Source organism: Bacteroidota bacterium (genome assembly GCA_008933805.1).
Taxonomy (GTDB): Bacteria; Bacteroidota; Bacteroidia; order UBA8524; family UBA8524; genus SB11.
Genome location: WBUH01000007.1, coordinates 23,242 through 35,740, shown reverse-complemented (window position 1 = coordinate 35,740; position 12,499 = coordinate 23,242). Strand labels below are relative to the sequence as shown.

Genomic DNA, 12,499 nt, shown 5'->3' with positions numbered 1-12,499 from the left:
GAATTAAACATTAGCCAGCATTGTAGATGCGTGGAATGATAGTTTTACCGGCTTATCATACAGTATGTAAGCCATATCAGCTGAGTTATTACCCCAAAACAAGTCTGGGTTGCTGCTTGGACCGTCTTCTATAGGAAGGCCAACGGGTATATTATTCCCCGGTAGCCAGTTTGCTTGTTCAATCGGTATGTAGGTCATTTCATCGATAGCTTCAAGGCTTCCGGCTATATGACCCCAGTTAAGGTCTTCCCAGTTTTCCGGCTCATTACTGAACTCGCTTTCATCTGTTGGAATACTGAAGCCAAATCTAACTTCTCCACCACGCTCCTGAAATACAAAAAAGTATCCAGGCTCATTATCTTCAGGGTCTGCACTACCTTCTACTTGTTGGCGAGTAAGCGCAAAGCCAAACATTTTTACATCGGGTTTTGCATCGGCAAAAAATATCGGCCGTTTGGGTTTCACAGGGTTTTCCACAGTATCTTCTTTTAAAACCCTATATTTTTTATCTCCCACGGTTTTCCATTCGGCTTCCTGCGCATACAAATCAAGGTTGGGAAATTTACGTAGTAATTCGGCCCTTAGTACCAGTACTATGCTGGCGTCATCAGCAGGTAAGCGGGGGTTATTTTCACCTAATTCTTTATCCTCCCACGTATGTATATCCGTAATGTCTCTACGTTTATTACTTTCAGCCCCTGTCAAATATTCACCAGGGCGTGGCGGATACATGCTTGATTCAAAGAAAGAGCGGAAAAAGGTCGTACGTTGGTCGGTTGGATATTCGTCCCATAACAGCCTGCGGTTCAACTCGTGGTTAATACCCACCATATAGGCTTCAATAAATGGCCGATTCACTTCCATCAACGTCATACTATTATCTGCTATTTCAGATATGTTGGGGCAGAAGAATTCATCATAAAACTCAATCAGTGGTTTAATCATCGGCATATCAAATACCGGTGCAGTTTTTACAGGGTTGAACTCAAAATCTTCAACAGCTTGGCTTATAGGTTGATCGCCATTCACCTTGATTCTTGCATCGGCCAGTGCTTTAAGGTTTTTATAAGGCTGCAAAGCCTCTTTTGCAGTGATGGCAAGATCGATTACGTCTAATGGGTCGGGGGTATACTCAGTGTCATACAAGCTAATAGTTTCGTTAACCGCATTTAGCATGTCGTTCATCACTTTGGCGGTAATCCTAAAGTTTGAGTTGGGGTCATATGGGTAAGCGTTCCAATCATAATTGCCAGACGAGTATTCCATATGGGTGAGTACAAAATCAGTATCACTTATGGGATAAGTCATCATAATACCATACGAAACTGAAAGCTGACTACCGGGATAAGTATACGGCGGAACTGTTTTCACTGTTCCGTTACCCACCTGGGTAATTGTATTGTGGGGGTTGTTTTTGTGAAATCCCATTACACGCATTATGGTGCTACCTCTACGCGTTAGAGATCTGAATGCCGGATCTATGATTTTAACGGATGCACTACTACATTTTACACAGGCTTTAATACTTCTTTCAGTAGTCATCTGCACGTTGAAACTCTCACCCTCACCTCCGCCTATACCTCCTCCGCCTTCACCTACAACATTGTAAGGTGGTATAACTGCTTCAGCAGCACTTATATTGCCGATATTATAACCAGAGCCTGGTAATATCATCAATGTAACAATTTCAGGCATGGAGCCGGCATCGTAGATAATTGGGTGTGTGTATGGTGTACTGCCCGGCATATCGATAGTAAACCCGGTAACTTGACCCATGTATGTTTGCTCCACATTCAATGTGTAAGGGAGGGAGGGAGTATCTTGTGTAAAAATCCAATCCACATTAGCTGACGGTCCTGAACTTACAGGGTTGAAAGTTAGAAATGAAAACTCAACGGTAGGGGTTTCACCGCCGCCACCTTCATCACTTCCCGGTATTTCAGCCGTTGCAATTACATTTTCACCTATAAGATAAGGGGCTGAAGGTAGTATTTGCATGGTAACCATTTCGGTACTTGATAGCACGGCATAGGTTAATGTGACGATATGAGTTGGTGTACCCGGCATATAAATATCATGCACGATTGTTGCACCCAGGTGTGTTTGCTGTACCTTTAACATGTAAGGATTTGTAGGAGCACCTTGGTTAAACTGCCAATCAATATTTGCGGAACCTCCTGTTACAATAGGTGTAAAAGATGTAGTAACAAATTGAACGGTAGGCACCATTGGCGGGAGTGGGTTGGGTATATATTCAAATGGGGGGTCGTATGTTCCAGTGCATCCACAGTTATGTTTAATACGGTTGAGCACACGGCCAAATACTGATAAGAATTCATCGTCAGGCAGTTGCTGGGTATGTTTTTTGAAAAACCTATCAGCAACTAAATAGGCTGTTTGCAGCTTTCGCAATGTTTTGTTGGATTGTTGCAAGCCACCGCCACTTCTGAAAGCTGTTCCACTGCCAATACCTCCACCTAAACTTGTGCTTGCTCCGCCACCTGCTTTTCCGCCTGCCTGTCCCCAAGCTTTATCGAGATAAGACTGGCTGTTGTTACGTATCACTTCCTGACCTGCACCAACCATCAACCTAAAACGCGGGTCTTTATTCATCAGGTTTAACCATGGCCTGTTATTTAATTCATCAAGCCTACTAACACCTGCATACCACTGTCCATAAAAGGGGATAGTAAGAGTTGGGTCAGTAATAGTTCCGCTGGCAGTGTTTTGGAAGTCATCACCCAAGTTCACCAAGTCGGTATAAACTGTTTCGATTTCAATAGGCAATTCAGGTGTTAGCGGGAGAGGTTGTTTTAGTACCCCTTCCATATCCAGGTGGCCATCCCAGTCTTCCTGAGATTCAATAACGATATTATCGAGCCATCCATGATTGGGTCGGGTCATGTCCATTTTCATCTTACCCATATCCGGAGAAGGCACCGATGGGGTGATTTTTCTCGCAAGACTTTCAAAATCGCCATATTCGCCTGTGCTAAATCCCCAGCTATAATAGTATGGGAAGTAATCAGGATTGGTATTTGGACTAACAGGGTTGTGATACCAGCCAGGTTCTTGCTTACCTGCCAGTACTTCTTGGCCTAATGCAGCTTGTATCCCTCTTTTAAAAGTAGGTATTAAAAAGGCCCGATAGTTTTTATTCAGCTTCAGTTTACGTGGCGATATAATCCTTGATATTACTTTATCAGGAGAGTCTTGTATTAAATCCGCATAATCATTAATTATATTAGTAGTTTCGGATAGACCATCATCGGTAATATCACTGTTTACCTGTATGTGCGCCCATGCCCAAATTTCCTGTTCTGATGGAATTAACTTTGAAAGGTTTCCAGCGTTGTTTAATTTAAATCTCGAGGGTAAACCTTCGGCGGCAGGTTCGAGCAGGGTAAACTCTTCTTCTTCAAGGGTAACAAGGGTAAGCCATGGTCTTAAGCGTTTGGCATGTGTTCCGTTTTCTTCAGCTGGTGCAGGAGCAGCAGCAGTGTAACGCCATGGGAAATCGGGTGAATAAAATTCAATAAATGGGACAAATGTTGGACTAAAATTTGTATCGCCCGCTAGAGGCGCTTTTTTAACAATTACCTTTTCGTCTATCCCGGTAATTTCGCCAGGGCCTGCTAACATTATAGGCAGGTTGTGTTTAGGCGTATTTTCGTCACCATTCAGGTATATTCGAGCGGTATACTGAACAAGGGGGGAGCCGGTATCAGGTATACCCAATATGTCCTGTTCGGTTATTGTATTAGAGAATCCTTCTCTTATATACGAAATGAAATTATAATATGCTGAACTCATAGTTGTTTTTGCAATTAAATAGCCAACTCATAATCAGGTACTACCATGTAATCGCCTGCTTGTATTATATTATCGTTTATTAAATATTTTAATGCCTGTGCTGCTTCATTCTCTGTTCCATATTCTAGTTGGTTATATAGCTCAAATGTTTCTGTACTTACAATGATGAATTTCTCGCCTGTTACAGAGTAAGAATCGAATGGTGAAAATGCTACTGCAGCATCTGTAAATTGTGAAAGAGGGGATAAACTGGCTGAATTATTCCACAGACTATTATTAAAGCTTTCTTGCTTTTCCGGAACTACAACAGCAATATTATTCGCATCATTTTCTGTTGAATCAACGTAAATTTCTTGTAGTTTCAGGCTTTTTCGTCGGATGTAACTGAATTCGTAAGGGTTCACAAATGCATCAGGCAATTGTGTTGTTGCTCCTGATTTGTATAATTGGAACGAAGGAGCTTTGAGAAAGCCCTGTGCTTTTGCACTACTGTCGTTTGCATTGCTTAGTGTGAAGAATTCGCCGGGAGCAAACTGTTCTTTTAGGTCCTCAAGCACTAATGGAAAGTTAGTAGTTGAAGGGGTAATTTGGGCTACATCGGCAAGCCATAATTCTACTCTTGTAATTTCAAATTTATCTTTTCCATCAACTGGGTTTTGACGTTCAACCTTATGGTTGCCATATTTATCAATAGGTACGCCCAAAGGAACAGCCCGTTGATTAAACGTTAATATTGAACCGGGCAGATATATCAAATCTGAACTATCAACTTTACGGAAACTTACTAATGTGCTATCATGCTGTTCATACACCAGTTCCCAATTGTTCTTTTCTTTTATTGAATTCTCAAAAAGGTTATAGACATTTATTGCTGGGGGTTCTTCATCGGCTTTTCTTTCACCCCAGGTTTCGTTAAAGTCAATTTCAAAATCAATAAACAGTATCTCAAACTTACCAGTGCCTCTTGCATTCCAGTTATTGGGGCCACTAAGGTGAAGACTCACATCAACACCCATTAGTTTTTTGCCAAATGCTTTAGCCGCTACTGAAGCATGTAAATCCACTTCAAAGCTGAATTTTGGCTTGAAGTATACTAATGCATCAAACTGCACCAGTCCGCTAATTGAAAACTCTGAAAAACCTGCAAACAAATCAACCTTGGTGCCGAATTGTACAGTATTTGATGTAACGGCAAAATAAGTTTCTGACTTAATCCTGAAATTGCGGGTATCAATCAGTGTAATTGATAATCTTCGTACAGGATGCTTCACTTCCATTTCAGCCGGCACGGTGAAACTGGGATGGAAACCTCCCACGGAAATTAAAAATCCGCCTTTATCGCCCCAGAAAACACGAACCACCATATCGCCAGAGAGCGAGAACGTGAGTAGTGTGGAATCAAAGATGCTGGCATCGAATTTTATGAATTTTTTAGGAATATTAATTTCCCCAAAAAATGCGACCTGCAATTTTAGTAATGCTTCTTCAGCAGATGGGAGCAATGATTTGAGAATACCAGCAATCCCAATATTGAATGGGTTTATTTGGATAATTAGCGCCAGTTCAAGAGAAATAAGGGTAGGAGTTCCCCAACCTATTTCAGCCATAGGGCCGAAAACAAAACTACCCTCAGCGGTAGGGAAATAACTTTCAAGCTGGCTGATAATGGCAGGGGCATTTTTACTTGGTTCTGTTGGGAACATTACTTTGGACATGCTGCCATCCCTTACACCGGTTCGTATATTATCAGCATCCATTACCCTATGAAGGCCTAATATGCCACCTACTTTATTAAGTGTAAAGCCATAACCTAATTGTACGGCGGGGGTAAACTTCACACTAATAATTGCCAAAAAGCTAAAGCCTTTTTTTCCACTTGGCAGTTTTGTAACCAAAATACCAATTGCTGCCAGTGATAACTCAGTGAATGCTAAATCAAGTGCACCTGAATAACGGCCATTTTCTGAATCGAAATCTAAAAAGCCTCCACCGGTAACTGCTCCTCCTTCTACTCTGATACCTATGCCCGTGGGGGGTAATAGTGCAAGTTTTGCATTCGCATCGCCAAGATTTCCGCCACCCTCAGGAAATGTAATTTCGGTTTTAAATCCAAGCCCGTTTACTGTTGCAGTAACAACGCCAATATTAAAGGTGGCACCAATAAGACTGGTATTGATATCAAGTTCACCGTTTTGTTTTTTGGCAACAATTTTTATACTATCGATTTTGATCGCAGGGTCTTTATCAGATTTCCTAGAAATGGGAATTACTATTTGCAAACCATTTTCGTCGGTTCCTGTCACGCTAAAACCGCTTTTCCAGCCTATACCAATATCAAATTCTAATGTGTTATCCGATTGGTATAATAACCGATTAACGACTATTGAATTGGGTATGAATTTTTCAACAAAGGGATTATCTGATTTTACCAGCGCTTTTCCTGCAAAGCCAAATAATGATATGTCATTCGACCTGCCAAGAGTAAGGCCATTTAGTATAATGGTAACATTTTTATTATCAACAAGGGACAGTCCATTAGGAATATCGGCTTTAATAATAAATCCGTCATCAATAATTACAGTTACTCTAACTGGTGTATCTTTTACTATCAGAGTACCTGTAATATTGCTTGATATTACTTCATTTTTTGAAAACTCTATATTAAATGAGTCTAATGAAATTGAAAGGTTATCATTAAACTTGTAATTTAAAAGTCCAGCCGGGGCCATGGGAGTTGTTATAGCCCCGGTGGTTTTATCTACTTTATGGTAATGAGAAAGATTAGGATAGATGGGAGTATCCCTGATGTATACATCTTTTGTGCCGTTGAACGGGATAATGACTTCAGTTGAGTTGGGGCCTGATATGGTTATTTTTTCTTCAGCTTGGTTAACATTAATGTTACTGCTATTACTAACTTCAAAATTAACAAGGTATTCAAAAGGATAATTGGCAATGCTAAATTTGCCTGAGATTCCATCTTCTGAACCAAGAATTAGATCTTCAACAATTATTTTGTTTGTGCCCCCATTTTTTATCCAGTTTTTTGGAAGCGTGATATCGCATGATTCGACATAAATCCCTTTAAAACTGGGTGCACGGCCATCTTGGTCTATTTCGGGAATATTTTTGTCATCATTGATGTCAAATTTTAAATTTTTAATATTAGCAATTAATCCTGTTTTGCCTATCATTACCGGCGTTGAAGTTGATATGCTGGAAACATTATCAAAATCAAAACCTGATTTGGTGCTGTAGAATAATGAGCCAACATTAAAAACGAGGCTAGCCTTAGTATTTTCATCTTCAATCACCTCTCCATTCTCATCTAAAGGTTGTAACATAGTTCGCGGAAACTCAAGTGCGATATTAATATCCTGTAATGAGGCCGAAAAATGTGGCGTGATTAGTTTTTCAATATAGTCAAGAGTAAAATTCCCGAGAAACGAACTAAAAACTTTTTCTATTTTTCGAACAGTTTCATCAACATTTGAATCTAAAATAAAATCTGAGAAGAGAATTTCAATTATTTCAAATTCATTCCCGTTGCTTATTAGTTGATTAAATAAATCTTCGTAAACTATTAAGTCGTCAGGATCATCAAGCAGGACTAGGGGAGTCGTTGGGCTATAATTCAGATTGAATGCGTCAACAAATTTCTCAGCCGGGCTTCTTTCATCATCAGGGTTAGTGGGTTCACGATCAGATATTGTCCACTCATAAAAGGAATTAACTAAAGCAGCGAGTAAATCAGCCTCTGTAGCCCTGCAAATATTAATTAAGATATCATAGAATGAACGGGGCTGAAAATCAAAGTTGGCTAAATTGAACTCCTCAATGTATTTTATAATAGGCCAGGAATATCCTAAGGACATTGGGAACTCCGAAGTATCATTTTCAATTATACCAGGATTAAGAACTAGCTTTAGACCATTTGAGCCAGGTATTTCAAGTTCCAGTCGTACTGAGCTGATGAGACTGAATTCATAATTTACGTTTTCTTTATACAAGCTTATGTTTGCTTGTATATCTGCAACAAATAATTCAGAGAAGACATCATTTAGGGCATCTTTGATGAACCCTAAACTGTCTGGAATTTCATCTGTTGATATTATTTCGTTTAATGGAATTAAGTTTTCTGCCATTACAATTGATAATTAGTAAATATTTATTTTTGTTCTCCGGTTGAAGAAATTATTTTAGTTTTTGGCGGCGCTTTCTCTAATATTTTTCCTGTAGACTCATCTCGTTCTTCAATTTTAGGGTAATTAATTTTTATTTCTCCTTCAGGTAATATATTAATAGAATATTTATATTTAAGAATATCAATAGACGGCGAATTATCATCTTTGCGCGACAATTCATGGTCTTGAAAATGAATCGTATATTTTTTATCAATACTAAAATTTCTGTAACCTATGCCCTCTCCAGAGTTATCAGAATAATATGCAGCAAGAATGTGCGCCATTTTATCCTTCTTATTATAAAAAATGAGATAACCGTGAATAGGATGTGTAACTGCCAAACAATTTTTAAGAATATTATTATTATTTGTATAATTTGAATGCGTTGTGTCACATACTAAGTATACATTGTAGATAGAAACATTTGGTAATTTATATCTATACTTTGTAAAATTAAAAACTGTTTCAATTGGAATCTCGTTCTTGCATTTTTTAAAATGCCATGGTGATACGTCAATAGTTATGTAGTTTAATTTTTTAATTTCAGGTAATCGGTATATTTTTTTACTTTTTGAAATTAATTTAGACAGCTGTTTGAACTCAAAATTAGCTTGAAAAGGCAAGGGGCTTATTTCCGGTTCTCCATCAGAGATTAAGGTATCTGTGTTTTCTAGTGGTGATTCTTGAAACTGTTTGCTATCGACTCCCACAGATTTTTTATAAAGTGTATCTGGATTAACACCTTTTTTATCCTGGGGTTGTTTGCAGGAGTATACAAATAAACCTATACAAAAAAACATTAAATAATATTTCATATTTTTAAACAGTTACTTTTATTTTTATTCTTTCAGTATGAAGATGATCATCGTGAAGTTCACCACCATTTATATAGTCATAATTGGGTCCCGCCTTGGCTCCATATCTCATTCCGGCCGCGTTTAATTGTGTTTTCAGATTTGTTGTTAGTAAACTTGGGCCGATTCTAAACAGTCCACCTCCAAATTTGTATAGCGCCTTAATAAAATTAATATCATCAGTTTCATTTCCATCCTCCTGTTGGAAATAATGTATATCAAATGCATCACCATTCACATGGTATTGACTTGGGTGAGATGTGGCATCAGGAAAAGCAAAACCTTCACATATAACATTGTGATTATTTAACGCTGTATTTGGTGTTATTACATCAATAGACACTTTTATTAAAGCCCCAAGGAAAACTGCAAATAAATCAGGACTCGCAAAAAACCTTACTGTTGCCTCATAAACAAACCTATTGTTTATATGTACTGAAGCATTTACAATATCACTATCTACATGAACCATAAATATCTTCTTGTTTATTTTTTTATATTTTCTATTCCCAGCGGAGCTTCCTGGTATTTTTCCACGTGTCATAACATTGCCAGTAGTATTATCTTTATATGCGTTTTTAATCCACACATTATTATCGTTGAAATCAGAATAATCCCTAAGGTGATTTGTATATCCCAAATTACTAAAATCAGTTGCAGTAGCGGCATTTTTTTCTGCTTGTGTCATCCCGGACGAAGGACTGACAAACTCTTTACGATCTTCCATAACTATATCTAAAGAACATTGGTTTGCCTGTGGCTGAAGTACAGGTAATAAAAATGGTGTATCCCTATTGTAGTAAATATAAGTAATTGTTTGGGCAGCACTAGTGTCTCCTGGGATGGAGCTGTCATTTGCTAATGTATATACAGGTTCATCACCGACTTCTTGCAAATCGGTTATGGTTTTCTTTCTTACTAAGCTTAAATCTATATTATCGTTTATGAAAATATTTCCATCACGGAAGATACGAAACTCAATCCTGTTAGCCCCGGCACTCACTGATTGGTCTGCAGCAAAGGCTGAAGATGTGAAAAACTGATTGTCACGGCTGTAAACTTTTATGTTTGCAGTAGGTGTTACCATTGTCGGTACTCCGCTATCGTTTACTCCTTGAACTTTTACGGTGTATTTGTAATATCGCCTGTGATCAGCAGATGTATCAACAAGGGGATAAGTGTGGTCTCTCTCAAGAAAAATATGCCTTGGATGAAATGAAGATAGACCAGTAGTCGTATTTTTTATTTGCTGAAGTTCAGAGGTTGTTAAACCTAATAGAATTAAATCTTCTTTTTCCTTTTTTACAAGTGCTTTATGATAACTATTAAGACCTGGTATTTTAAGTGTTCCGGTAGCAGTTGGGTATTGCTTGCATACTATGTAAAAATCATTCCAAAGATCTGAATAAAACTGGCTATTACCAATGTTCATTCGTCTTAAATGAGTGTTTAAATACGTTTTACCTGAACTATCTTCAGTACGTTTTTCTAAAACTTTGGAATAAAAGAGAACTTTATTTGGATCCCAATAAGCTCCTGATTGCGAAGCAAATGAAAAGTTGCCTGTTCCGTCTGTTTGCAAAGGTTCTTTAATGTATACCGGACTTACATTTTCAACATGTCCATTTTTAATAGTGGTATCACCAAGCCCTTCCATATCAATTGAACAAAATGCAGAATCATAGTATTTTTTGTTTAACAGGCGAGAAGTTCCTGAAGTTACGGCCTGCCCAACATAATAATATACGGTTAAATGCGTAGCCATATTGAGATGGTTTGTGCTACCATCGTCTGGGTAATATAGTGTTATATTTTGAGTCCACTCGGTTTGAGAAGTTTCGGTAATATTTTTGAAAAAACACTTTCTGTTATTTGCATTACTGCTACTGTATTTATTGTTTTGAATAAATACAACAGGTATTGTATTACCACCTATCCGTAATCTGAAACTGATTTTATTTTTTGAAGTATTTGCCTGATGAGTTGCTGTGTCAAAATAATAAATCGGCCATCCATTACTCCCATAATGCACAGCAAGGTTATTAAGTTGCACGGCCGTGAGCCCGTTAGCCTGATTTAACACTATGTTTTCGGGATCATTGGTGCCGATTTTATAATTGTTATAAAAATTATACGACATCCCTCTTTCGCTTTTAATATCAAGGTATACCCTATTTTTATTGGAAAACTTGGAAATTAAGGTAGTATACAAAGTAGCACCTTTGAGTGGATTAGTAACACCGTGAGCTTTTACTCCTACATCTGTATGCATTCCAAAAAATGCAGCGGGATCAATATTTATATAAACCTCTTCTTTCTTGCGTTTCAATGCGAAATTTGTTAGACCAGTTGCGTTCCAAAGCACTGCCCAACTCTGATATGTGAATAATTGACCGGGGTAACTTATTTCTGATTCAACTTCAATTTCAAAAGAAATTTGTGAGCTGCTGTTAAAGTTTCCTATCCACATCCCTTCTTTAACTGTAAAAGATTTTGCTTTTATCTTGCCGTTAAAAATATCTCTAATATAAGTTTGATCACTAAGATAATTGGGATCATTTGTAGGTAAATTTTTATTGCCGTAACCAATGTCAAGAGGCGATGATTTTATAGCTGGGATTTTAGCCATAACGGCTTTTTTGATTTTCCAATAATAAGTCATGAACTCTGAATTAGTATTTGCATTTTCAGCAGTTATACTCACCGTTGTTCCTGACTTTGTAAAAAAGTTATCGAACTTTATTCCCCGGTATATATAGTACCTTACATTTACACCATTTACCGTTGTTGGTTTTGATGGTTTAATTATTAAGTTAACCAGGTTTGGGTATAGGGCATTTTGCTGGACAACCATTGTTCCTGACTGGCAGGCAAATGCCTTAGTTTCTTTGGTTAATTTAAATTGTGTTGAAATATTAAACTTATTTGTTGGGTTTGATGGGTCAGGACCAAACTTCATATCGCTTGTAGTTTGATTGGGTAAGTTTGTATGATCAATAAAAAAATGCATAATTGTGATAGTTTATTTGTAATTGGTAGAATATGTTATTGAGCAATATAGAAGCTAACTGCATGTATGACACTTATCGAAGCGTTTTACACGAAGTTTTACCTTTTTGGTTTAATTTTTTTTAGGAAAAACATAAGTAGTCATAGTTTTAAAATTTAAGCGTGGATTGAAAATTATACATCAATCATACGAATTGTAATTTGAAGTTATTGTAAAGGTTACCACTTTTCGACGAAAAAACTCCAGTCGTTTTTTATTTTGCTGATTTTTAGCTGTTTATGATTTTAACTTGAAACCTGTTTTCTTACTAAGTGGAGGTCTTATTTTTGTGACCACACATTTGCCTAGAGTAGTGATTGAGAACTTACCTAAGCACTATCGTTTAATTTTACATGTGTTTTTTTGGTTTCTCCCCGTATAGTGTAAGCCCTTTTGCGGAATTCTGAGAGATTAGACTTTTATTTCGCAACAATAACGGTTACGAGATTGACGTGACGAATTAATTACATGATGTTATGAAACGCCTGCTAAGCCATGCATACTAACTGCTACTTGGAAACAGGTTTTTGCAATTTGTATGTCAGTTCTACAAATTATAATCCTGAGAAATCGAGACGTCTTTATTTATAGCCGTTTCC

4 protein-coding genes are annotated in these 12,499 nt (G+C 37.6%); all 4 read right to left on the bottom strand.

Annotated elements, in window-relative coordinates; all coding sequences use genetic code 11:
* Window positions 1–3: 3 nt before the first annotated feature.
* Genes F9K23_08455 through F9K23_08440 form a run of 4 tightly spaced genes read right to left on the bottom strand, consistent with a single transcriptional unit; the run spans window position 4 to window position 11,861 of the window.
* Window positions 4–3,813, bottom strand: coding sequence for a hypothetical protein (locus tag F9K23_08455; GenBank protein ID KAB2916131.1), 3,810 nt, complete (start codon window positions 3,811–3,813; stop codon window positions 4–6).
* Window positions 3,814–3,827: 14 nt separating this feature from the next.
* The gene (locus F9K23_08450) at window positions 3,828–7,958 is read right to left on the bottom strand and encodes a hypothetical protein (GenBank protein ID KAB2916130.1); all 4,131 of its coding nucleotides are present in this window, start codon (window positions 7,956–7,958) and stop codon (window positions 3,828–3,830) included.
* 23 nt (window positions 7,959–7,981) lie between these two features.
* Window positions 7,982–8,812: a hypothetical protein gene (locus F9K23_08445; GenBank protein KAB2916129.1), complete on the bottom strand. Its 831-nt coding sequence runs from the start codon at window positions 8,810–8,812 to the stop codon at window positions 7,982–7,984.
* 4 nt (window positions 8,813–8,816) lie between these two features.
* Window positions 8,817–11,861, bottom strand: coding sequence for a hypothetical protein (locus tag F9K23_08440; protein ID KAB2916128.1), 3,045 nt, complete (start codon window positions 11,859–11,861; stop codon window positions 8,817–8,819).
* Between the last annotated feature and the right edge of the window lie 638 nt (window positions 11,862–12,499).

Excerpts from the sequence above, each read along its gene's own strand:
- F9K23_08440 (KAB2916128.1), bottom strand. The coding sequence starts at position 11,861 with ATGCATTTTTTTATTGATCATACAAACTTACCCAATCAAACTACAAGC.
- F9K23_08455 (KAB2916131.1), bottom strand. The coding sequence starts at position 3,813 with ATGAGTTCAGCATATTATAATTTCATTTCGTATATAAGAGAAGGATTC.
- F9K23_08445 (KAB2916129.1), bottom strand. The coding sequence starts at position 8,812 with ATGAAATATTATTTAATGTTTTTTTGTATAGGTTTATTTGTATACTCC.
- F9K23_08450 (KAB2916130.1), bottom strand. The coding sequence starts at position 7,958 with ATGGCAGAAAACTTAATTCCATTAAACGAAATAATATCAACAGATGAA.